General features: G+C 37.7%; 12 protein-coding genes. 1 reads left to right on the forward strand and 11 read right to left on the reverse strand.

All coding sequences use genetic code 11. The annotated features are described in order from the left end of the window. From U859_RS0100965 to U859_RS0100995, 6 genes are all read right to left on the reverse strand, one after another. On the reverse strand, positions 1-3129 hold the full coding sequence (locus U859_RS0100965; protein WP_025141577.1) for a SusC/RagA family TonB-linked outer membrane protein: 3129 nt from the start codon (positions 3127-3129) through the stop codon (positions 1-3). 271 nt (positions 3130-3400) lie between these two features. Further along, positions 3401-4900, reverse strand: a complete 1500-nt coding sequence (locus tag U859_RS0100970; protein WP_025141578.1) for a RagB/SusD family nutrient uptake outer membrane protein — start codon at positions 4898-4900, stop codon at positions 3401-3403. Positions 4901-4918: 18 nt separating this feature from the next. After that, complete coding sequence (locus U859_RS0100975) at positions 4919-8077, reverse strand: SusC/RagA family TonB-linked outer membrane protein (protein ID WP_025141579.1); 3159 nt, start codon at positions 8075-8077, stop codon at positions 4919-4921. A 193-nt stretch (positions 8078-8270) separates the two neighbouring features. Then, positions 8271-8420, reverse strand: a complete 150-nt coding sequence (locus tag U859_RS31895; protein ID WP_162799831.1) for a hypothetical protein — start codon at positions 8418-8420, stop codon at positions 8271-8273. Between the two features lie 494 nt (positions 8421-8914). Further along, complete coding sequence (locus U859_RS0100990) at positions 8915-10396, reverse strand: RagB/SusD family nutrient uptake outer membrane protein (RefSeq protein ID WP_025141580.1); 1482 nt, start codon at positions 10394-10396, stop codon at positions 8915-8917. 24 nt (positions 10397-10420) lie between these two features. Next, positions 10421-13561: a SusC/RagA family TonB-linked outer membrane protein gene (locus U859_RS0100995; RefSeq protein ID WP_025141581.1), complete on the reverse strand. Its 3141-nt coding sequence runs from the start codon at positions 13559-13561 to the stop codon at positions 10421-10423. Between the two features lie 366 nt (positions 13562-13927). Here U859_RS0100995 and U859_RS0101000 point away from each other — a divergent pair, with 366 nt between their 5' ends. Further along, positions 13928-14614 carry a hypothetical protein gene (locus U859_RS0101000; RefSeq protein WP_025141582.1) on the forward strand — a complete coding sequence of 229 codons (687 nt, stop codon included), beginning with the start codon at positions 13928-13930 and terminating at the stop codon, positions 14612-14614. A 111-nt stretch (positions 14615-14725) separates the two neighbouring features. Here U859_RS0101000 and U859_RS0101005 read toward each other — a convergent pair whose 3' ends face one another. From U859_RS0101005 to U859_RS0101025, 5 genes are all read right to left on the reverse strand, one after another. Further along, entirely contained in the window at positions 14726-15283 is a 558-nt protein-coding gene (locus U859_RS0101005) for a DUF1735 domain-containing protein (RefSeq protein WP_025141583.1), read from the reverse strand. A 24-nt stretch (positions 15284-15307) separates the two neighbouring features. Continuing rightward, positions 15308-16861, reverse strand: a complete 1554-nt coding sequence (locus U859_RS0101010) for a SusD/RagB family nutrient-binding outer membrane lipoprotein (RefSeq protein ID WP_162799832.1) — start codon at positions 16859-16861, stop codon at positions 15308-15310. A 23-nt stretch (positions 16862-16884) separates the two neighbouring features. Next, a complete protein-coding gene (locus U859_RS0101015) occupies positions 16885-20079 on the reverse strand; it encodes a SusC/RagA family TonB-linked outer membrane protein (RefSeq protein ID WP_025141585.1) in 3195 nt (1064 codons plus the stop codon). A 499-nt stretch (positions 20080-20578) separates the two neighbouring features. Further along, positions 20579-22006: a SusD/RagB family nutrient-binding outer membrane lipoprotein gene (locus U859_RS0101020; protein ID WP_025141586.1), complete on the reverse strand. Its 1428-nt coding sequence runs from the start codon at positions 22004-22006 to the stop codon at positions 20579-20581. A gap of 17 nt (positions 22007-22023) precedes the next feature. Further along, positions 22024-25242 (reverse strand): SusC/RagA family TonB-linked outer membrane protein, encoded by a 3219-nt coding sequence (locus U859_RS0101025; protein ID WP_025141587.1) that lies wholly within the window; start codon positions 25240-25242, stop codon positions 22024-22026. Positions 25243-25408: the final 166 nt, after the last annotated feature.

A 25408-nucleotide genomic window follows, 5' to 3' on the forward strand; every position in this document is an offset into this window, starting at 1 on the left:
CTAAAATGATAATTTTAAAAATCCACCATAGGTTCTTGTTTGAGGCTGGCCGTTATACTCAATCCCCTGTCCGTTACCAACACCTAAAAGGTTATTCTCCGGGTCCAGGTGAGGGAAATTTGGCGCATACATCAAAAGATTCCTTCCTGTTAATCCAACATTAATTCCTTTTATAAAGCTTAGTTTGTTTAATAATTTGCCCGGGATGCGATAAGATAATGTCGCTTCCCGTAACCTGATCCAGGAACCGTCGAAAACCGCATACTCCTGGGCTGCAGAAGAATACAAATCACTATAGTATTGTTCAGCCGTAATTAAGGTATTGTTTGGCGTACCATCGGCATATACTGCATTATGCACATATAAACGATCTCTGTTGCCTGTTTCTGCAGCAACACCATATCTTCTTAAATCGGTAATTGTTCTCGAATAAATATCGCCACCATAACGGATATCGGCAAATAAACTTAATGATAAACCTTTATAAGAGAAGGTGGTATTTACACCGCCCGTCCATTTTGGGTTTGGATCGCCAATCGGCTGCAATTCTGCGGTATTGATCTGACCAGAACTTAACCTGCCATTCGCATCAACCACATCTTTGCCATTAATTTTTTTAAATACCTGACCGAATAAGGTTCCATACTGATATCCGGTAACAATACGTCCCTGTGGATTGGTAAAACCACCGTTGCCAATAAATGGTACACCAGGAGCCAGTTCTACTACTTCGTTTCTTCCTTTGGTAAAGTTTACAGATAAATCCCAGTTAAAGTTTGTTGATTTTACCGGTGTTCCACTGATCAACAACTCAATACCGTGAGCTTTTAATGTTCCGGCATTTAACAGGGTACTGGTAAAGCCCGAAGACGGCGCACTGGGAACAGCAAATATAATGTCGGTGCTTTTGGTGCTATAATAAGCAACATCAATACTCAATCTGTCTTTTAAAAATTTTGCTTCTAAACCAACTTCTCTTGAAGCTGTAAATTCGGGCTTGATATTAATGTTACCTGCTGCATTTGAAAAAGTTTGACCATTTACTCCGTTAAATGGAAAGATCAGATTTGGTCCGAAACCATCAGAAGGACCCACAGTACCAAAATAGGTACCAGTACTGTAAGCTGATGCTTCTCTACCCACTTTTGCATAATTGGCCCTGATTTTCAAATAAGTTAAAATATCATTTTGTTTTAACTCAGGGAAAGCCTCTGTAGCAATAAAACTGGCATCTACTTTAGGGTAAAAATAACTTCTTTTATCAGGCGCGAAAGTTGAAGAAACATCTCTACGACCTGTAAATGAAAGGTATGCAAAAGATTTATAATCTAAACTAATATCAGCATATACCCCTACCAAACTTTGTTCTGTTATGGCTTGAGCCGGAACGTAAGTTAAGGTATTAGAGATATTGTAATTATGCGCTGCCTGTATTCCATTACCCGTAACCTGCAGCTGATCTAATCTTCTATAGTTAATCTCGTTACCCAATAAAAATCTGGCACCAAAGTCTTTTAAAAACCTTTTGTTAGCTACTAAATTGAAATAAGAACTTACCTCACGTCTATTGGTGGTGTTATCGATAATAGAGCCGGATCTACTGGCAGATTGATTATTGTTTGCCGATTTTTCGTTAATTGTTTTAGAGACATTGGTATATTGATCGATACCGATTTTATAATTGGCACTTAACCAATCAGCTATTTTATAATCTAAACCAACATTACCAATAGCACGATCTATCTTTTGTTTAAATAGAACATATTTAATTGACCATAGCGGGTTATCTGTACCTAAAACATTATAATAGGTATAACCTGCATTGTTAACACGGTTGCTTGGTATATTATTTAAACCTGCTGCCGTTTCAAATGGATAATTTGCAAGATTATAGGTCCGTGGTAAAGTCATACCATCGAATAAAGGATTAGACCTTGCATTACCTGTAGGGGTACCCACAGAATTATTATGGATGTACTGAATGGAAGAACTAATGGTTAGGTTTTTACTCAATTGTGTACTGGCATTAACGGTAAAGTTATTTTTAGCTAAAGTATTATTATCGATATATCCACTTTCTTTAAAATTTCCATAATTAAAGTAATACGCTGTTTTTTCAGTACCACCAGAAAAAGTAACGTTATTCTGCAGGTTATAACCTCCTTTAAATATATCCTTAACATTATCTGGATAAGCCGTTAGGGTTTCTGGATTACCAAGGTAATTGGTAACCGTTTGCCCTGTTATTTTAGCCCCCCACGACATTTGTGAAAAAGAATCATATAATCCATTGGCACCCTGAGAATATTGATTTTGATAATCCGGTAAACGGTTAACTTCTATATAATTATAGTTACTGCTTAATTCTACTTTTCCGGCCTGCCCTTTACTTCCTTTTTTAGTGGTTACAATCACTGCCCCGGCAACAGCCCTGGAGCCATAAAGTACGGCGGCAGCTGGTCCTTTCAAAATCGTTACCGACTCAATATCATCCTGGTTTAAATCAATCCCCCTGTTCGAATTTGTACTGCCTGTATTTACAGATTGGGTTCCTCCACCATTATCAATTGGAATACCATCTAATACCCATAACGGTTGGTTCGATCCGGTAAAGGTTGTGGCCTGCCTGATATTGATGTTTGATGATGCTCCTGTTGCGCCACCGGTAGACAGAATTTTTACACCCGCTACTTTACCCGCCAATGCATTTACCACATTGGTAGAGCGGCCTGCCGTTAATTTGGAGGCATCAACAGTAGTGGCTGCATAACCTAAAGATTTAGCTTCTCTTTTTTGACCCAATGCCGTTACCACAACTTCTGATAAAGATTTTGAATCAGCTTCCAAAGAAACATTGATTACGCTTCCCCGAATAGCGATTTCCTGTGTCGAATATCCAACAGAAGAAAAGGTTAAAGTTTTAGCGTCGGCATTTACTTTGATTGAAAATTTTCCTGTGGCATTGGTAGAAACACCAGAACTGGATATTCCTTTAATTTTAACACTTACCCCAGGAAGCGGCATTCCGTCTTCCGAGCCCGTAACTGTCCCAGTGATTGTTCTTTCTTGCGCTATTGCTGAGGTGGCAATAAATAGCAATATGAACAAACTTTGTAGAAGTTTTTTCATAAAAAAATAGTTTAGTTTAGTTAATAATAGTACAAGATAAGGTTTAGTATTTTGTAATACAAATTTTACAAAATAAAAATTTTACACTATTTTCTAAAACAACTTAAAACATGAAATAAACTGAGGATCAGGGGCTAGAGAGTAAAACTAGCCAAGTACTGGCGGCGACCGAAATATTATAAAATCTAGCTTTGACGAGCTATTTTCAGATCAGAGAAGGAGGGATAAAAAGAGGCTATCTTTTCAGATAGCCCCGTCATTATTCTTGTAATTAAAAGTTATTAACTTCTGAGTTGGTATTAATTTCTGCAAGCGGTATTGCGAAAGTATAACGATCATCTGTAACAGGAACAGCTGCACCGATACCAAAAGAAGGAAGTGGTGTGGCTTTCCTGGCCAAATCATTATACCTAAATCCTTCTGCCAGTAGCTCAATTCTTCTTTCTTTCAGAATTGCATTTACCAGATCGGTTGAAGTAGCAAACACACCAAATACATAAGCAGCATCAGAACGTGTACGCACAGCTTGCAATATGGCTCTCGAGCGAACTAAATTACCACCAGTAACCAAAGCTTCAGCCTCAGCAACATTAAGCAATACTTCTGCATAGCGAATAATTGGAACATAATCAATAAATGGTGAAGTTCCTGAGAATTTAATTACCCTGCGTACTGTACTGGTAGAAGATAAGGCCACATTCCCTGTTAAACTAGATTTTCTGGCATCAGTTGCAGGCCATGCTGCATCTACATATATACCCGCACCGGTTTGGTTTAGGAAATATTCTACGTTACTATTATAGTAATACCCAAGCTGATTCTGCGTTCCAGGCGCATTGGTATCTGCCATTGGTAAAGAGAAAATCGATTCGGAAGTGGTATATGGAGCTGCAAAAACATTAGCAACGTTTGCCTGTAAAGCATGAGGTGTTCTTGCTGCGTTGATAAAAGGAGCAACTTGCGGAACCAGTTTATTACCTTCTTCAATTACTTTTGCATAGTTCCCCATAGCTAAATAAACACGCGTTTTTAATGCAATTGCCGTGTTTTTATGCGCACGTGTTGTACGGAGAAGTGCTGTTTCTGCGGCACCTGACGCAGAATAAGTATCAGGCAAGCCAGCTTCTGCATCATCCAGATCTTTTAAAATCTGTGCGTACACTGCTGCAACCGTACTGCTTTTTAACGCATTATTGGCCAGTGATGTTTCAGGCTGTAAACGCAATGGTAAACCACGCGATGCACCGTTATTCTGAACATAAGGTTTAGCAAAAATCTGTATTAAAGAAAAATAGCTCAATGCCCTGACAAACTTAGCCTCGCCGATGTAGTTGGCATTTAAAGCGGGAGTTAAAACAGTAGAATTGGTTTCTATCCCTTTTAAAAATAGGTTTACCCTGTTAATGGTTAAATAACCCTGCGACCAAAAACTGGCGATATAGGTATTTGTGGAGTTGTTTGTACCCCCATAAACATCATAACCGGTAACATTATTACTTAATCTGTTCGTAAATTCCTCGGCCCTGATGTCGTTGTAAATTTCGTATCTGCCACCAAGAAATGAGCCAGATTTAAGTGATACATATAAACCATTTACCTGTCCTAAAATCCTTGTTGGATTGGCAAATGCATCTTGATCGGGAAGGGTCAATTCTGGTGCAGCCACCAAAAAATCTTTTTTACAAGAAGATACAAAACCTATTAATGGCAATGCTGTTACTGCCAATATAGCAACCTTCTGTTTGTATGAATTGATATGAAAAATTTTCATGTTGATTTGTAGTTAAAATTATAATCCTAAACTAATTCCGAAGGTGAAAGATCTTCCCTGAGGAATACTATTACGTTCGATACCACTCGCAAGGTTTGAGTTACCGTTGGTAGATATCTCTGGGTCAACACCTGTATAGCCCGTAATAATAAAAGCATTGTTTACAGAAGCATAAACCCTTGCGCTGTTGATACCGATCTTACCAAATACAGATTTTGGAATTTTGTATCCCAGGGTTGCCGCCTGCAAACGGAGAAAGTCTCCTTTTTCAACATTGGCATCAATAGGGAATGATGAACCATTGGAAACGTTATCCCCGTAAACCACTCTTGGAATATTGGTTTCCTGACCAGGTGTAGTCCAGGCGTTTAAGATCTCGGTTGAATTGTTCCAGAAACGTTGGTCTAATAATCCTGCGCGCGAACCGTTATAGATATAATTTCCGCCAGAATAGGTAAACATGATGTTTAAGTCGAAGTTTTTATAAGCAAATGTATTGTTAAATCCACCGTACCATTTAGGTAAAGTTCCTCCAATTACCTGAGCATCACCTGCCGGAGACGAAGCTGGGGTGCCATCTAAATACGTCCATGCATTTGTACCTCCAAGGTGTAAGTATTGAACTTCACGACCTGCTCCATTAATGAAAATCCTGCGTCCGTTAGCCGGATTAACACCATTTGTTCTAACAGCATATATACTTCCGATTGGTTGTCCAACAGTGGTAATACTTGCCGATTCCAAAGTACTTGTAGTACCGATAATCTGTTTTACGTTAGGATCTAATGCAGTTACCTCATTTTTAATCGTGGTAAAGTTCAGGTTTGTAGTCCAGGTGAAGTTTGTTGTTTTTACAGGAATACCTGAGATTGCAAATTCAAATCCTTTGTTATACATCGAACCTACGTTAGCAAGGATACTTCCGCCAGGGATACCTTTAGATGGTGCCTGAGGAACATCCAAAATTAAGTTGTTGATATCTTTATGGAAGTAATCGGCTTCAAAGGTAAGTCTGTCTTTCAGGAACCCGATATTTAAACCGATATCGGTTTGATTACTGGTTTCCCATTTCAGATCCTTGTTTCCAGCCTGTCCATACAACCAGGCAAAAGGAATAGCACCATATAAAGCAGGACTGTAGGTAGTATATTCGTTGTACGAACCTACGTTTGCATTCCCAACTCTACCATAACTTGCACGGATGCGTAAATTGCTGATTGTATTTGCTAAAGATGAATTTTTGAAGAAATCTTCCTGAGAGATAGACCATCCGATTGATCCGCCACCAAAATTACCCCATTTGTTTTCTTGTGCTAAACCAGAATTACCGTCTCTTCTAAAATTACCACTTAAGAAATATTTACCCTTGTAGTTATAGCTAACGCTTGCCAGATAAGCTTCGAAAGAAATTTGGTTAATGCTGTTTCCTCCGGGAACATTGGTTACATAAGTACCTTGAAACTGATTGAAGAAAGTAGGATCACCCAAGCCTTGGCGGATAGCCCCCCAGTTTACTGTTCTTGTTTTTTGAACATCCGAACCTAAGGTTAAATTTAAATTATGGTCACCACCAAAAGTTTTGTTATACTGTACGGTGTTAATCCAGTTCCAGTTATTGCGTCGTGCAGTATTATTGTATGCATAACCAGTATAAGTAAAACCATCACCAGATAAAGGATTCCAGAATTGAATATTTTCGGTATTACTTCTATCCCATGAGTAGTTTGACCTAAAAGTTAATCCATCTACAATTTTGAAAGTTGCACCCAGGTTAGTTAAAAAACGGGTATTTTCTGATGTGTTTAAATCTTTTTCTACTAATACGGTTGGGTGTGCCCATGTTCCTGCAATAAGGTTGGCATTGTTACCTATGTACTGGCCGCTTAAGTTATAGCTACCATCTGGTTTATATACCGAAACGTTTGGTGCAGCAGCAACAGCAATACGGCCCAAACCAGAAGATGAAAATGCTGAACCAGGAGCAGATCCACTTTGTGGTGATTTATTGAAACTGTTGTTGTAATTCAGGTTTAAGTTTAACTCTAACCATTCTGTTGCCTTATGCGTTAAATTAGCACGGGCCGAGTTTCTTTGAAAAGAGTTTGCTTTTAAGAAGCCGTCCTGATCAGTAATACCGCCTGAAATATAATAAGTTGTTTTAGCTGTTCCTCCGCTTATGGTTACGTTATGATTTTGAGAATAAGCCGTTCTGTAAACCTCATCATACCATTTAGTATCTACCAATGAACCATCTGCGTTGTAGCTCGGGAAGAAACTCAATCCGTTTGCATCTCTTTGGGCAGCAGTAAGCGCATTAGGATTGATTGCCAATGCATTTTTAACAGCAGCATTTTTTGAATCGATATATTGCTGAGCATTTAACACTTCTGGTAAACGAACAGCATTATTTACACCCACCCAACCATCGTAGGTTACTTTGGCATCGCCGGTTTTTCCTTTTTTAGTAGTAATTACCAATACACCTGCTGCAGCTCTAGAACCATATAACGCGGTTGAGGCAGCATCTTTTAAGATATCAATTGATTCGATATCCGCTGGGTTAATATCACCCAAAGGGTTATTTGCTGCAGAGTTGGCTGAAGCGTCACCAGTCGGAAAGGGGATACCATCTACGATGACCAAAGGGAAAGAGCTTAAAGAGATTGAACTTACCCCCCTTACACGGATAACCGGAGGATTGTTTAACAAACCATTTGGCTGGATAATACTCACTCCGGCAGCCTGACCTGTTAAGCCCTGTACAAAACTTTGTACTGGTTTATCTTTTAAATCATCACCCTTAACGCTGGAAGCAGATCCGGTAAAATCTTTTTTCTTGGTTACGCCATAACCCGTAACCACTACATCTGTTAATGTTTTAGAGTCGCTTTCTAAAGCCACATTGATTACTGATCCACCACCAATCGTTCTTGATTGAGTGCTGTAACCGATGTAAGAAAATTCTAATGTTGTTGATCTTGATGTTACACGGACTGTGTATTTACCATCTGCGCCAGTTGTGGTTCCGCCTGTTGCGCCTTTAATTTTAACACTTACACCAGGAAGCGGCATTCCGTCTTCCTTACCCGTAACTGTACCAGTGATTGTTCTTTCTTGCGCTATTGCCGAAGAGGCAATAAATAGCAATATGAACAAACTTTGTAGAAGTTTTTTCATAAAAAAAATTAGTTTAGTTTAGTTAATAATCGTGCAATGGGTTTGTATTCTGCAATACAATTCAACAATAAAAACTGCACCTGTTTTTATTGCCTGTTTAAAGATTAAATATTAAAAGTTAATGATTGAGTTATTTTGAGTAAATGAATAGGGTGATTTAAGTTAAACTTTCAATTGCGCCAATGGTGGTTCTTTAGGTCGCATTTTTAATTTTAACACCTGGTTCCGGGGGATCTTTGTAGCCTTCTTTGACCACTTCAGTGCTTCTGATTGTTCTTTCTTGCGCCCTTGCTTCTGTTGCAATGAACATCAATGAGAACAAACTCTGCGTGAGTTGTTTCATAAATAATAGTTTAGTTTCCGTTTAATAATCCAATATAGGATTTAGAAAAACGTCATGCAAATTTTACAAAATAAAAAATGATTTATTTTTTTTGTGATTATTAAGGAAGAAGCTAAAAACCACTCACAAAACCTGTTAAAAACAGCTAAAAAGGCTAAAAAGGCAGCATAATTAAACTATTAGCAGCCAATAATCTATTTAAAAAGATACAATTACATTAAAATGGGATTAGAAAAATTATGATTATAGAGCGATATATAATCAGTAGAAAATTTGAAGATGAACATCACAATCAAAATAACGTATGAAAATCCGGTAAAGGTCAGAAAATAATTTTGATAAAAACGAATAGCCCATCTTAGAAATGATTGGCTACAGAAAGAAAAATATCAAAAGAACGAAAAACAATACCGGAGTTAAAAATAATCAAGAGTTATTTCCAAAAAAAAGCCCTGTAACTTTTGATTACAGGGCTTGAAACTTATATTTTAAATCTATAATGGATTTTGATCAGCGCTGGTTAAGCTCTTATTATTGTCCATTTCTGTTTGTGGAATCTGCCATCTCCAACGGTTATCGGTTGCAGCGATATTTAATAAACTCCACTGGATACCGTTGCGAACTAAACCTCTCTGGTAACGTTTTAAATCAAAATATTCAACGCCCATCTCCGCGTATAATTCCTTTCTGCGTTCTACCAGAATCTCATTAATTAATGCATCTTTACTTGTAGCAGTAGAACGAACAGCATTAGGATCTCTTTGTTTTTGCAATACAAAAAGTACATCTTTAGCAGGCTCTAATAAACCTTGCTGCGCATCGCCTTCTGCCTCGATCAGGTACATTTCAGCAGCGCGCATCATTACAAAATCGCCTGTTTGGGTCGCATTATCCTGAAATTTGTAGGTTACAAATTTTTTCCAGGTTAAGGCGCTTGATTGTCCTGGTGCAGCTAAGAAAGTATTTCTAATATCAGTAGCTGTAAATAAGCTTACAAATGTATTATTGATGTATAAATCGTTATATCTTGCTTTGAAAGAAGTATTTGGTGTATTTAAAGGTTCGATATAACCAAAGAAAGATGCATAAGATAATGATTGTGATGCATTAAATTGTAAGCCCCACATCCATTCTGCATTAGAAACAGTATTAAAACCCGCTTTATAATCTGCGGCAGTCATTAAAGTAAAACCGGTTCTGGCTGCCTGTGCATTAGAAACCGCTTTTGTCCATAAAGAAGCATCTGCCATTCCCATTTCCTGATAAACTTCAGCCAAAATACCCTGAGCTACACTTTTGTTAATGCGGTATTTATCAACACGTGTGGTGGTTAATGTTGCAGTTGCATACTCTAAATCAGACACTACCTGTGCATAAACATCTTTCATTGAAGAACGTGGTTTGCCTGTTGTAGTAGCTGTTGTAGCCTCTAACATAATTGGCACACCTGCTGCATTTATATCTTTAGCATAAGTAAACTGATACACTCTTGCCAGTTGAAAGTAAGCCCAACCCCTTAAAGCCCTGGCTTCTGCAACAAAAGCATTTTTTACAGCATCAGATTCCGGTAACTTATTAATGTTTGTTATAATAGCATTGGCATTGTTAATTACTTTATAACAAAGGTTCCAGATCTGGGTATTACGTGATGCGGTAGCAATTCGGCCGTAAGTATTATCACTCCAGTTATTTTCGTATAACCACCAGTTGCTGGCATCAGAGATCATATCATTACCCCTTAAATCAAAGTTCAATTGTACCGTTTTCCAACCGTACATATTTTGCTGAGCACCTTGATAGTTACGCATCAGGTAATAAATACCTGTCATGGCGTTATCTACACCAACTTTAGAATTAAAGACCAATACATCCGAAACATTACCATCAGCAGGCTGAGGCTCATTAAGATAATCTTTGGTGCATGATGAAAGTGCTATAGCACTTAAACCGATCAATAAATATTTTTTAAATTTCATAATAATCTTTTTTAAATAGGCCTGCTAAAATCCGAAGTTGACACCGAATGATAAGGTTTTGTAAACAACAGAAGCATTATTGGTAACACCAGCGATACCTTGCTCCGGATCTAAACCTTTACGACCGAAAATGGTAAATGGGTTTTGGTAATCTGCAAAAATTCTGGCATGGGCAAATTTAACCTTATCTAACCAGCGCTGAGGCAAGCGGTAACCTAAAGTAATGTTACGGATACGGCCATAACTCGCATCATATAAGAAACGGGTTGAAGCCGAAGTTGCCTGATCATCTGTTGTACCGGTTAAACGTGGAGTTACACCATCACCAGGATTAGCTGCACTTTGCCATCTGTTTAAAATATCAACACTCCAGTTATAACCTGGGTTTGTACCAATAGCTGCGTGCATTAAGCCTGCATAATCAGAATCATAAATTTTTCCACCAAAGCTGAACGATGCCAGTACATTCAAGTCGAAGTTCTTGTAGCTGAATGTGTTGTTAATACCGCCTGTAGCATTTGGTAACGCTGTTCCTTTATAGTAACGGGTTGCAGCACTATAGGTTTTAGTGGTTGTTTGTGTAACATTACCATTAGCATCTGTTTGATCTAAATACCACATTGGGCGACCATCAGCAGGATCAACACCAGCATAATCTCTTAGGTAGAAATTGTATAATGATTCTCCAACAGAAAGCTGAGAGAAGTTACTTCCGGTAATTGTAGGCTGAGGAAGTGATGTAATTTTATTTCTGATGTGCGTAAAATTGATCGAGGTTGTCCATTGGAAATCTTTGCCGGCAAAGTTTCTTGTGGTTAATTCAACCTCAATACCTTTGTTCGATAATTGACCGATATTATCGTTAACACCATTTAAACCACTTGAGGGAGCTAATGGCCTGTTGAACAATAATCCTTTTGATTTTTTGTCGAAGTAAGTAAATGATCCTGAAATTCTATTTTTCAAAACACCGAAATCGATCCCTAAATCCAGATCCGTTTGTTTCTCCCAGGTAAGAACATCGTTTGCTGCACTTAAAATGTAAGAACCGCTATATCCTGCAATGTTTGCTCCACCAGTATATACGCCTAAGTATGGGAAATAACTTTGGTTACCAGCACTGTTTAATAACGCCTGATTACCAGTTGTACCATAACTTGCTCTTAATTTTAAATCACTAAGCACTTTAACATCCGAAAGGAAGCTTTCGCGGTTAACGTTCCAGGAAGCACCAACTGAGTAGAAAGTTGCCCAACGAACATTTTCTGCAAAACGGCTGTTTCCATCACCACGAACCGAACCCGTTACGTGATATTTATCTTTATAATCATAGCTTGCTCTACCGAAGAAACTGGTCTGTCTGTTCAGATAAGTATTTGAGCTTGCAGTATAAGGTGTTGCACCGTAAGAAAGCTCGGTAGTACCTGGAAAAGTAAAACCTCTTGCTTCTGCATCAGTGTAATTGTCTTTATATTTATAAACTTCCCAGCCCGCCAATAAGTTAAGATGATGAACACCAAATGTTTTATCGTATGTAGCGGTATTGGTTAAAGTTTGCGTAATCGTTGTTTCTCTGTATTTTTCACTTCTGCCACCATAAGCAGCACCATCACCCACAAACGGGTTATAATACTGATCAAATGCATATTGATAGTAATCTAAAGCATATTGAGAACGGATAGTTAAACCATCAATGATTTTAGCTTCTGCGTAACCGTTAAGTGAAGTTAAATAACGATCGTAAGTAGTAGGGTTCATTGAGGTAGTAGCCGCTGGGTTACCTGGTCTTAATACCGGACGAAGCAATGGACCATTGTTACCAAAATCGTATTGTTTATTACCGTTGGCATCTAAAATCGGCTGACCAGTTGTTGGAGTCAAAAGGTATTCAGGATAAATGCTTGATACCGTACGGATCCAGGAAATTACGTTAGAGTAACCAGAACCCGCCTGGTTTGGATAATTTTGAGTAGAAAAAGACCCACTTACGTTTGCACCAACTTTTAACCAGCTAGTGGTTTGGTTATCTAATTTAACACGGCCACTATATCTTTTAAACTGAGACTCTGTTGCTAAACCCTGATCTGTTAGGTAACCACCGCCAATATAATAACGTGTTTTATCAGAAGCACCTGAAACAGCGCCATTGATATCTGTTCTTTTACCAGTTCTTAATAAAGCATCAGCCCAATCCTGGTTCCATAATGCATTAGCTCCGGCAACCAATTTACCGTCTAAGCCAACTGGCTGAGCAATGTTATATGGATTATACACTAATGTAGGGGCAACGGTTTTGCTGGCATAATCTGCTGCAGATGCAGAACCAGAAGAAGTAACCAAAGTTGGGGTAATTAATGCTTGATTACGAAGACCTTCCCAGGTAGTTTCGTAAAGCCCCTGAGAACCCAGGTACTCATAATCTTTAACAGCTCTGTTAGAAAAACCACTGTTAATATTTATATCTATTTTCGGCTTGCCCGATCCTGTTTTTGATGTAATAAACAAAACACCGGCTGCTGCTCTCGATCCGTATAATGATGTTGCGGTCGCATCTTTACCAATGGTAATGCTTTCGATATCATTCGGATTAATGTTATTTAAATGGCCGCCATATATTGCGCCATCTAAAACAATTAAAGGATCTGCAGAAGCATTTGCAGAAGCAATACCACGTACACGGATTGTTGGGTTTGCACCCGGCTGGCCAGTACTGTTAACAGCAATAACACCGCTCGCCTGACCTTGCAATACGTTACCAATATTACTTACCAGTTGATCTTTAATCTGCGTACTACCAACAGTTGCAGCAGTACCAGTAAAGTTTTGTCTTTTAACCGTACCATAAGCCGTTACCACAACATCTTGAAGTGATTGGTTATCGGCAACTAAAGAAACATTTAGTACACTTGTTATGGCAAGCGTTCGTTTAGTATAACCAATGTAAGAGAATTCTAATGTTTTTGCGGTAGAAGGAACACTGATTGTGTATTTACCATCAACGTTGGTTTGAGTAACAGCACTTGTGCCACTCGCTTTTACACTCACTCCTGGAAGAGGTAAACCATCTTCTTTTGAAGTAACTGTACCTGAGACTGTTCGGTTTTGTGCAATTGCAGATGATGCGATTAACAAAAGCACGAACAAACTTTGTAGAAGTTTTTTCATGAAATTTAAGTTAGTTAGGGATAATTGAATTAATGAGGTTCGAATTTATAAAATAATTGAAGCGCAGTTCAAATTTTAAGTCTCGAAATCCATATAAATCGTGACTTTAACTAAATTATGACATTTTAATTACGGTGTTTCAGTTAAATTTTAGTACTAACTATTTAGTTAACGATTTGTTTTAGCTAAAGCAAAAATTTTCAGGCTTCTTTCAAAAAACAATTAACTACAATGTGCTGAAGACAGGGAAATGTTTTGTTCAGGATCTTCAATCGTTAAAAAAAATTACTTTTTATAAATTACAATCTGCATTCAATAGAAAAAGGATATGATTATTTGTAAGTTTATATAAATAATCATATTAACATGAAAAATCTCTTTCAAAAAACAATCGTATTGTCATCAGTTCTTGTATTGCCTTATTTAGCAAGTCATGCACAATTAGGGGTAAACCTGCAACTGGCAAATAATGATGTAAATTATTCAGGAAACACAACCAAAGGAAATAATGATGTTTCATATTTATACGAAACATGGAACAAAGGATCGGTAAAATTATCTAATGATAGTTTATACAAAGGAATGAACCTCATGTATGATTTAAGCAACGACCGTTTGATATTTAAAGCAGATAATGGCTTACCTCAATTGTTTAAACTTGCAGTGAAAGAATTTACCATTACATCTCCAGAAAATGGCGGAGCCAGTAAAAAATTTAAATCTGGGTATCCTTCAATAGACGGCGGAAACGAAAAAACTTTTTACGAAATTCTATCGGAGGGGAAAACCACTTTATTGAAAAGAGTGCAGATGAAAAGGGTAGATGAAAGAGAAGCAGGAATGCTTTATTCTGTAAAAAAAATGAAACCTATAGACACCTATTTTATTGAAAAAGCAGGAAAATTAGAGAAAATTAAGAGAGAGAAAAGTGCCATATACCCTATTCTATCTCAAAATAAAGCTGAAGTTGACAGCTATATATCCAGCAACAAATTAAACATAAAAAAGGATGGTGATCTAACAATTTTATTTGATCACTTTAATGCTTTATAATGCTATTTTTTATCCCTAATTGCAAATACTACTACAAAAAGAAACGGCCGTTTGTACAATTACAAACGGCCGTTTTTTATAAGAATTTTAATTCTCTGTATGAAAACAAGATTATCTTATTGTAAGAAGAAACATGCGATATCCTTGATTTCCACTGATAATATAACCCGACTTATCTATACTTGCAATACTAACAGGAAGCGCATAACGAACACCTGGTGTTAATGCCGAAGGTGTAAAAGTTAAGGTAACAGATGCATCTCTGCTTCCCTGAGCAATTTTCGCTACACCACCATTTGATAAAACATATTTATCAGCAGGAAGCCTGATGAATTTTGGATTAGTTGCAATAGTAGCGTTATAAGCTGTAATTCGGGCATCAGTTGGATCGCCTGCCAAAGTAACATTCACTTCTTCGCTTGCAACATCTTTCGCCGAAAGATGCACAGGAATAGTAATGGTTACAGGAGTGGTAGCAGGTGTACCTGTAAGCGGATATGTACCCGAAACAGTAAAAGTAGTACCTGCTGTAGGAATGTTTACCACTTTATTATCCTCTAATGATGGATTAATCCCATACAAGTTTGACTCGGCTCCCTTATCTTTCAGACAAGAAGACAAGCTTAAAGTTAAGCCTGCGAGCAATAATATGTTTGTTATTTTTTTCATTTCAATTTCTTTTATAAGTCAAATCTATTTATCCCAAAAAATTGCTGAAGTCTGTGGGTTAATTGTTCCTTGAGCGGCAACATTCGCTGCGTTGAAGTTAAACTCACTTTGAGGATATTGTAAACGCAATGGAATTACATTATTGATTCTGTTTGCATTTAATGACAATGGCAAATCTGTAGGAACGCCTAATCTTCTATAATCTACATAAGCTTCAAAGTTTGCCAACCCAATTAATGCCAAATATTTCTGCATTACTATAAAGTTAACTTTATTTGCCGCTCCTGTATAATCAACGATAGGAATACCAAGTGCTAAGTAAGCATCTGCAGCACCAGCACCCCCCGAAACGCCCAGGTAAGTAAACGACTCTCTAACAGCGCTTGTCAACAATGTTTGCGGTGTACCAGTAATCCAGCCGCGTTGAGCAGCTTCTGCCTGAAGGAATAAACTTTCTACTGATGTTAATACAGGTTGAGACTGAGTTGGGCTTTTAGCAAGACCTGGACCAGCAACATCCGATTGATTAACCGCTCTGAACGGATCACTATTAGGAACAACTTCTCCAAAGTTAGTACCAACATAATCATATGTTGCACTTGGGAATGCAGCTAATTTAGTATCAACCACACTAAAAACAGCTTTATAACGAAGATCATCATCAGTACCTGGTGTTACAGCATTATCAGCGTGACCGTCTGGACCAAAATATTTTTTCAATATATAGTTGTTAGCTCTGTTGTAAGTATCCTTTACACCTAAGGCAGATAATTTATAGGTATTATAAAAAGGATTTTGTTTGGTATCAACCTGAACATAACCAGGGTTTACCAAAGCCGATTGACCAGCACCAAGATAACCCGAACCATCTGCCGTAATTTGGGCCACTACCGCAGTTACAGTAGCAGATGATACAACTTGTGACTCATGGATTAATAATTTTAATCTCATGGTATTTACAAATTTACGCCATAAGGTAAGATTGCCCTTAAACATAACATCAGAAGCCTGAGTCGCTGCGTCCATTGTGGTAACAGAAGCAAACAATTTTCCTGCTGCGTCTAACTGCACAAAAAGATCTGCATAAATATCTTCTCCTTTATCATAACCTGGAGTGATATTTCCAACAAAGTCGAATGCTTTAGAATATGGAACGTTATTATATTGATCTACAAGGTACATGAAACCAACTGCTTTCATTGTTTTCGCAACACCTTGATAAAAAGGTAAGCCTGAAGCCTGTGCCTTTTTCTCCATTAAGTTAACATCTGTTAAGATATCATACCAGTTGGTCCATTGTGCTGTTAATGTAGTCGAGGTAATGTTATACGACTCAAGTTCGATTGATTGTCCATACGAACCTGAACGGCTCCAATAACCCGTCCAATCAGCCGCATAATCAAATCCTGTTCCTACCCTCAATCCAACATTATGAAGTGTTCTAGGTAAAAGAACCTGAGGAGTTACCGAAGCTTCAGTTGGTGAGTTAGGACTTGTATTTATATCGAAAAATTCTTTCTTACAGCCCGCACCAAGTAGAACAGCTGCTGCAAAAATTGGAATTATTATTTTTTTCATCTCTTTTCTGTTTAATTTAATCACTAAAATGTAATTGTAACACTACCACCAAAAGTTCTTACAGGAGGATTAATGGTTGAGTTACTAATACCACTTTGATTTCCTGTTGTTACGCCAGTTGTACTTCCGCTACCGAAATTGCTTGCGGCCGGGCTAAATGTAAAATCTGGATCTGTGTACATGTTTGATTTTGGCAACCATAAAAATAAGTTTCTTCCGGTTAATGCAACATTTAATGCTTTAACTACTTTTTGACTACCGAAAACAGATACTGGAATATCATAACCGATAGATAATTCACGGAATCTCCAAGATGCAGCACTAAACAAATAGTTACTTGACACATTTCTTGCAACACCTGTAAAGAATGTTTCAGGGTTGTTTAAGGTAACATTAGTGTTTGCTACATATTGACCGTTAACTAATATAGAAGAGTTAGGGAAAACAAATCTCTCACGGTTATTAATAGCAGAAAGCGCAGAAACACCAGTCCAAGACATTGCGTTACCTATATCACTGTATGCCATGTAACCACCTTTATACTCAAACAATGCAGAAATGTTTAAGCCTTTCCAACGGATAGACGGATTTAAACCAACAATCCATTTAGGCATTGAGTTTCCGAAAATCTTAGTATTAGGATCTGCAGTTGGTGCACCTGTTAATGCACTAACAATTACCCTTCCTTGTTCATCTCTTAAATAATCTGTTGCCCTAACCATAAAAGCTGGATAACCTTTGATAGCATAGTTACCTGCTGAAGTGTAACCACCGATAGAGATTTGATCTAAACCAGGATAAACTTCAGTAACATTACTATTGTTATAAGTTGCATTAACCTTAAAGTTAATCCTCACCTGACCTAAATCTACTAGTGGAGTTAATCCTAAATCCATCTCAACACCTTTGTTGATGAAAGATGCAGCATTAACGAAAGCACTTGAATAACCAGTAGCCAATGATAAGTTGATCGGGATAATTTGATCAGTCATTGTTTGGTGGAAATATGTTGCCTCAAGACTAATTCTGTTATTTAAAAATCCTGCCTCAAAACCAGCTTCAATACTCTTAATAAATTCTGGTCTTAATAATGGGTTATAAATAGTATTATCAGCACTATATCCAGGTGTTGTTCCATATGGGAAACCACCACCCTGAGAGAAAGTTGCTGCTAATTGGTAAGGAGAAATATCAGCATTACCTGTTTTATTCCAACCACCTCTTAACTTTAAATATGAAAGTACTTTACTTCCTTTTAATGCGTCAATCGCATCTGTTACGATAAATGAAGCAGTAACACCTGGGTAAAAATAGCTATTTAGAGTATTTGCTAAAACAGATGTTTGCTCATTTCTTCCTGTAACCTCAATATTAGCCCATCCTTTATAACTCAAAGCAGCACTACCATAAAGTGCGAATAAACGGCTTTGTCTTGATGGAGAAGTTCCTGTTAATTCACCAACACGTTGAGAAATATTATATAAATCAGGAACTACCAATTGAACAGCACCAACACGTGTATCGCGCGCTTTATCCTGACGAACGTACGTACCTAAAACACCAGTGATTTTGAAATCATCATTAATCTGTTTGTTAAAATTAGCAAATAACTCTGATGATAATCTTTCTGATCTGAACGAACGCTCTTCTACATTTGATGAAATTGTTCCAAAACCTCTTGTTGCTACACCAAATGCATTTGGTTGTTCACCTTGAGAAGTTCTTCTTTCGTCTGTAGCCTGAGTAGTTAATCCAGCACGGTAGCTTAAGCTAACCCAGTCGGTAATTTTAAAATCTAAATTTAAGTTGGTAACTAAATCTGCTCTCTTACCTGTTTTACGCCAGTTATCGATAGCGAAATAAGGATTCAACCCGTAATCTGTGTAATAATAGTTATATGAAGCATAAGGATCGTTTTTAAAATCCTTATAGTTATTAAGAGGAATATAACCAGCGGTGTTAAACAACAAGTTCATTAAACCCTGATTTAAACCGATGTTCTGAGAAGCGTTAAAGTCAGACATACCTTCTGCATCGAAGATATTATAGTTTTGCTGAATATAGTTTGTATTCAAAGCAACTTTTAAACGGCCATATTCTCTAGATGCATTTAAACGTATACCTGTTCTACGGTTTTTGTCATCAGGAACAATTCCTTTGATGTTTGCATCCTGTAAGCTTAAGAAGAAGTTTTTATCTCCGTATGAAACATTATTCTGAATGATAGAACCTGTATTAAAAAATTCTTTTCTATCATTAACAGGACTATATGTTACATGTTGAGTAGTTAATGGTCCATAAACAGGATCTGTAATTCCAGTTAAATCAGGTCCGATCTGAACTTGTGAACCATCATAAGCAGGGCCCCATGACCAGTTCTCAATAGAAGTATAATCACCAAGTTTAGCGTTATTACCACCACCACCTAAACCAAAACCTTCTTGGAATTTAGGGAAAAAGCTGATATCCTGAAATTGAGTTGAGTTACTAACTGTTACAACAGGTTTTCCATCTTTAGTACCTTTTTTGGTTGTAACGATAATTACACCGTTTCTGGCATCAGAACCATAAACCGCAGCACCAGCTGCACCCTTTAGTACAGAAACATCTTGAATGTCATTAGGGTTTAATGACGATAGATAGTTGATGTCAGTTTGAACACCATCCAACAACAATAACGGGTTATTGTTTCCAGTTAATGAACGGATACCACGAAGGTTAATTTTAACGTTTTCGAATACACCGCTATTAGTTGTAGCGATATTTAAACCCGATACCTTACCCTGTAAACCAGTTGCTAAATTAACTGCGTTACCTGCATTCAAAGTAGCATTTCCAACCGTTGCAGCTGCGTATCCAAGTTCTTTTTTCTGTCTTTGGATTCCCAATGCACCAGTGATCACAACTTCACCTAGTTGTTTTTGATCTGATGTTAAAGATACTCTGATTACTCCATTAGCCGGAATATTTACCGTTTGAGCCTGAAAACCCAAAAAAGAGAATCTTAAGCTTGTAGTACCAGAAGGTACACTTAGGCTGAACTTACCATCGGAAGATGTTTGAGTTCCGCTTTTAGCTCCAGTAATCGTAACACTTACACCAGGGATTGGTAATCCATCATCCTTTGATGTAACTGTACCAGTGATTGTTCTGTCTTGTGCCATTGCCGTTACAGCAACAAACATAAGTATGAACAAACTTTGTAGAAGTTTTTTCATAATTTGAAAATAGGTTAGTTAATGATTATTTTAAAAGCTAAATATAGGAGAGATACCCAACATTTTAACAAACTTTAACAAAACAAAGAAATATAATGACTTTTATTTGACAAATAAGCTGTATTACAAAAAAGACTTATTAGGGGTATTTTTCTACAAAAAGAGATAATATTATATGCATTTAAACAAATTGCGTACAAACAAGATCAAAATAGCATTAATTTAACATTAAAACTGCTTCTTAAAGCAGCTAAAATATATAAAAAAATTGTGCCAAAATTCTAATCTATATGCCAAAATGAACTAAATCAACAGTTAAACGCGCATTTTGTTAATAGGCAGGCATTAAATAAGACACGGGGTTGAGAAATATATAGCAAAGAAATATTGTAGTATAGGTGTGTGGTTAGAGAGGAAATTTATTTAAAATAGTCAATAAAAAAGCCCCTGTTAGCACCAAAAGATCAGGCAATAACAGGGGCTAACCAAAATATCTGATCTAGAACTTATCCCAAAATAATTTTGTCGTTACAACATCGCCACCAATTGCAGCAGCAGCGGCCGTATAGTTGGCACCATTTAACTGCTGTTCATTAGTTGGATAGTTTAACCTAACAGGAAAACCTGATTTAGCACCTACAGGAGGCGTAATTTTCGGATAATCAAACCTTCTCAGCTCTGTCCAACCGTTAAAAGGTCTGTTATACAAGGCAATCCACTTTTGTACACCAATTTTCTCTCTCCAGGTACCTGCTGCGGTTTGATAGGCTACCGAAGCATTTTTTAAGTATGTTGCAGCATCGGCCGTTGTTCCTCCCCAATAAATAATAGATGCTGTAATCGCGTTATTATAATGTTCTTCTGCGGTTCCGCTCACGGCGTAACCTCTTTCTACTGCCTCTGCCCTAAAGAATTCTGTTTCTGCATAATCCATAAACAAAGTTGGCGCGTTCGCAGCATAAAGTATAGGGTTTGGATTTGAAATAGCTTTAAGTGAATTGCCAGCACCAGAGATGCCGCCTACAAACACACCATCGCTATTAGGAGAATAATATAATCTCAGGCGCGGATCAGATAATGTTTTCAACTTATTAAGTAAATCATTTGCCGCCACATAATCACCTCTACCACCTGTTACGATATCAACATATAATGGGTTTTGATTTGGAGCACCTGCCAGATAAGCAAAAGATGCATTATCAGCAGCCACTGAAATAGCTCCGGCATCAGACGCCTCAACACCTGCCTTTGCTGTTTCATGATCAGCATCGGCCAAAATCATGGCCTGTTGCATACGTAAAGAGTTAGCAAATTTAATCCATTTAGCAATATCTCCTAAATAAATCAGGTCTTCTGTTGCGGTGAAGCCTTTGTTATTGGTATTCAATTGTGCAATGTCGGCATTTAACCTTTTAATCAAATCAAGCGAAATGGTTTTGGCATCATCATAAACTGGAAATAAATTGTTTTCATCTAACGCTTTGCTGTAAGGTACATTTCCAAATGTATTTACCAACGTACTATAAGCCACCACTTGCATAATATCTAAAATAGCAAGTTTATTGACCTTAACTCCCGGTTCCATCAAAGGATCTGAATTTATAAATCCAGCTGATTTAGTTAAATTTTGAAGCACATCGCGGTACATAATTGTCCACCAGGTTTTGGGAATCTCGCGGGTATTAAAATCATACTGCAATTCATCCTGATAAGTGGTCATTGCCCAATGCCCCACCACAAACCGAAACACATTTGTATTTACACTTGTGCTGGTAATGGCATCGCTATATGATTTCGTTGCATAGGCAAACAATGTACCTGCCGGAACTACAGCCGGTTTTTTTGTTGGATCATTTAATGTTGTGATGTCTTTTTTACATGCCCCAAAGGCCAATAGGGCAACAAAAAATATTTTAATTTTTTTCATTGGAATTTTCTTAATCGTTAAAATGAAATTTTTGCATTGAATCCAATTGTTCTGGTGGTTGGATACGCGCCACTTTGAACACCTTGTATATTGCCAGATGACAGGTTTTCTTCCGGATCGGAGTAAGGAAGGTTTTTATGGATAATCCATAAATTCCGGCCAAAAACAGATAAATCTACAGCCTTAAGCGGCCCTAACTTTGAGACAATATTCTTAGGAAGCGAGTAAGTTAATGTTGCCTCTCTCAGCTTTATATAACTTGCATCATAAGAGAATGCAGACGGTGGAGGAGCTGGTGAATTCGCATCAATCATAACACGTTTTGTATTTGGTTTACCATCTTCCGTAACTCCCTCTAAAATTACGCCTCCGCTTTTACTGTCGTTGGTGATAGGATCTCTCATCGGGTTTCCTAAATCATTTAAGCCAATGGTATTGGGTAATACGCCCGAGTAAGTGGCATAAAACTGATCAAGCGACCAAACATTACCGCCATGGCGAAAATCAACCAGGAAACCAAGTGATACATTTTTGTATTTAAAGGTATTTTGGATACCACCGATCCATTTCGGGTTAACATTGCCAATTACGTTGGTGGTGGTATTGGTCACTAAATAATATCCCTTAGGTCCGATAACCTTTTGTCCACTGGCATCGTAAACAAAATCTTTTCCCTGAATTGTTCCATAAGGTTGGCCAAGCGTAGCATTAATACTTATACCGGCATTAAAACTAGCCAATTGCAGATTCGTGCTTCCGTTATAAAGCTCTAACACTTTACTGTTGTTCTTTGTCCAGTTTACATTGATGTTCCATGAAAACTCTTTCGTTTTAACCGGGCTGCCATATAACGAAAGCTCTATACCATTATTCCTGATTACGCCAGAATTTACAAATTTATTGGTAAAGCCAACGGCAGCCGAGGTGGCAACTGCAAAAATCTGATTTTTGGATTTAGCTAAATAATAGGAAGCATCAAAACCGATTCTGTTCTGTAAAAAAGCCATTTCTAATCCCACTTCGCTACTTTCTGTTTGCTCTGGCTTTAATTCAGCATTATTTACAGTAATCGGGGATGCAAAAAGTGTGGTCGAACCAAATGGACTTTGAGGTAAGTATACATTTCTTGTACTTCCCCATGGTGCATCGTTACCAACGGTAGCATAATTTATCCTTATTTTTCCTGATGACAACCAGCTAAGTTCTTTTTCTAAATGTTTAGAGAACAACCAGCTTCCGGCGATTGAATAATAATTGTAAGCATTGTTTCCAACAGGGAGTGTTGATGATTTATCCCTTCTAAAAGTACCCTCTAAGGTTAAAAATTCCTTATAACTTAATGTTGCTCCTCCAAAAACACCATCTACTTCCTTTGGTTCATAATTTTCGACCGGCGCAGCTATTGTACCAACAGAATTTGCTACGCTGTACAAACCAGGTACAATCAATCCCCCATTAGTGGTGGAGTAGGTATCATTTAAAAGACTTTGCCTGATATTTACCCCTGCTAATGCCTTAAGATTAAAATCTTCGTTTAGGTTTCTATCGAAATTAGCAATTAGGTCAAAGTTGGTTTCATGAAAGGTTCTATCCGTGCGGCTGTACATCCCAGGCTCTTTGCTACCACTTGCAATACGCTCTTCCTGAAACTCATTATAAGAATCTAAAGAAACACGCCCCAAAATATTCAGGTAGTCGGTTACTTTATAGTTTAAGGACGCATTACCAAAAATCCTGCTCCGGGTATCGTTTTGATAGTTTTTATACCTGGTCCAGTAATAGTTATCGGTAAACCGGGCAACTAAAGCCTTTTGATCGGAAGGATATCCCCAGTTCCAGCTAATATTTCGCTCATTTCTAAAATAAGCTTCTTTTTGTTCCTGAATATCAACATTGGTTTGATACCATTGTCTGAAGTTCTGGTTTACGTTTAAACCGCTATAACCAGAGCCATATCGGCCTAAACCGTCTACTTTCGAAAAATTGGCTAGGGCTGATGCCGTTAAGCGCTCTGTAATTTTATAGGTTCCGCCGAAATTAATAATGTTTTTAAGCACTTTACTGTTTGGTAAGGTGCCGCGTTCATCGTTTCTGGAATAGCCCAACTTAAATGTCCCTTTATCTGAAGCACCATCAAGCATGATGCTGTTGCTATTTGAAATGGAAGTTTCGTAAAAGGTAGAAGGATCGTTTTTTGCAGCAACCCAAGGCGTTTTTTGGTGGTAGGTTGGCGAGCTGGGATCAAAAGCATCCCATTGGTACACCAATAAGTTGGAGTCAAACTTTGCCCCATAAGATGCATCTTCACCCGTAGGGGCTACTTTTTCTTTTATACCATTTCCTAAAACATCGATCAGATAAAAGCCATCACCACTGTCATATCCATCAGAGTAGCCTGCTCCATATTCCTTTTGATATTTTGGAAAAGTAGATCGATCAATGTGCCCAATGGTAACGCCACTGTTAATCGTGATACCCATGCCATTGGATTTTCTACTTTTAGTGGTAATCATAATTACACCATTTGCACCCCTTGAACCATATAATGCACTTGCGGCAGCACCTTTTAGTACGTTAACAGATTCAATATCATCTGGATTAATATCCGCGGCAGCATTGCCATAATCGTAACCACCCCGACCTGTTTTTTGGTCTTTTGAGTTGTTGTTCGAGTTATCTACCGGCACTCCATCAACTACAAACAGGGCCTGGTTGTTACCTGTAAGCGATTTACTGCCACGGATTACTACATTGGTTGAACCACCTATTGCATTGCCCTGTATAATTTGCAAGCCAGAAACTTTACCAGATAACGCTGAAGCCGCATTTGCAGAACGTGTTTGGCTTAATTCTTCACCTTTAACCTGTTGCGCGGCATAAGAAAGTGTATTCTTTTTTCTTGTCTGCCCTAAAGCTGTAACCACTACTTCATCTAACGCTTTAGCATCAGGCACTAAAACCACATTAATTGTAGCCTCGCCAATCGGTTTAGTTTGTCGGGCATAGCCAATGTACGAGAACTCTAATGTTGTTGCTGTTGAAGATACCTTAATAGAAAATTTACCATTAGCATCTGTAACGGTACCACCCTGGCCACCCGTAATTTTTACACTAACCCCAGGTATAGCTTGTTTGTCATCCCCAGAAGTAACTGTACCAGTAATTGTTCGTTCCTGGGCCATAGCAGAATATGCAAACAGCACAAGAATGAACAAACTTTGTATAAGTTTTTTCATTTTTAAATAAATTAGTAAAAGATTAATTAAATGCGTTGCGCACTTTGAGGATGTGATCTTTTTGGAGTATAATCTCCAAAACTTACAATTAATTCAGGGGTGAATCATCACGAAGATACATTATTTTATTACGTTTAAAAATTAATGGTTTTTTTTAACGTTAACT

Origin of the sequence: Pedobacter jeongneungensis, assembly GCF_000633455.1 — a bacterium.
GTDB classification, from domain to species: domain Bacteria; phylum Bacteroidota; class Bacteroidia; order Sphingobacteriales; family Sphingobacteriaceae; genus Pedobacter; species Pedobacter jeongneungensis_A.

Bases quoted from the DNA above. Each gene is read 5' to 3' on its own strand.
- U859_RS0100965 (WP_025141577.1), bottom strand. From the start codon at position 3,129: ATGAAAAAACTTCTACAAAGTTTGTTCATATTGCTATTTATTGCCACC.
- U859_RS0100970 (WP_025141578.1), bottom strand. From the start codon at position 4,900: ATGAAAATTTTTCATATCAATTCATACAAACAGAAGGTTGCTATATTG.
- U859_RS0100975 (WP_025141579.1), bottom strand. From the start codon at position 8,077: ATGAAAAAACTTCTACAAAGTTTGTTCATATTGCTATTTATTGCCTCT.
- U859_RS31895 (WP_162799831.1), bottom strand. From the start codon at position 8,420: ATGAAACAACTCACGCAGAGTTTGTTCTCATTGATGTTCATTGCAACA.
- U859_RS0100990 (WP_025141580.1), bottom strand. From the start codon at position 10,396: ATGAAATTTAAAAAATATTTATTGATCGGTTTAAGTGCTATAGCACTT.
- U859_RS0100995 (WP_025141581.1), bottom strand. From the start codon at position 13,561: ATGAAAAAACTTCTACAAAGTTTGTTCGTGCTTTTGTTAATCGCATCA.
- U859_RS0101000 (WP_025141582.1), top strand. From the start codon at position 13,928: ATGAAAAATCTCTTTCAAAAAACAATCGTATTGTCATCAGTTCTTGTA.
- U859_RS0101005 (WP_025141583.1), bottom strand. From the start codon at position 15,283: ATGAAAAAAATAACAAACATATTATTGCTCGCAGGCTTAACTTTAAGC.
- U859_RS0101010 (WP_162799832.1), bottom strand. From the start codon at position 16,861: ATGAAAAAAATAATAATTCCAATTTTTGCAGCAGCTGTTCTACTTGGT.
- U859_RS0101015 (WP_025141585.1), bottom strand. From the start codon at position 20,079: ATGAAAAAACTTCTACAAAGTTTGTTCATACTTATGTTTGTTGCTGTA.
- U859_RS0101020 (WP_025141586.1), bottom strand. From the start codon at position 22,006: ATGAAAAAAATTAAAATATTTTTTGTTGCCCTATTGGCCTTTGGGGCA.
- U859_RS0101025 (WP_025141587.1), bottom strand. From the start codon at position 25,242: ATGAAAAAACTTATACAAAGTTTGTTCATTCTTGTGCTGTTTGCATAT.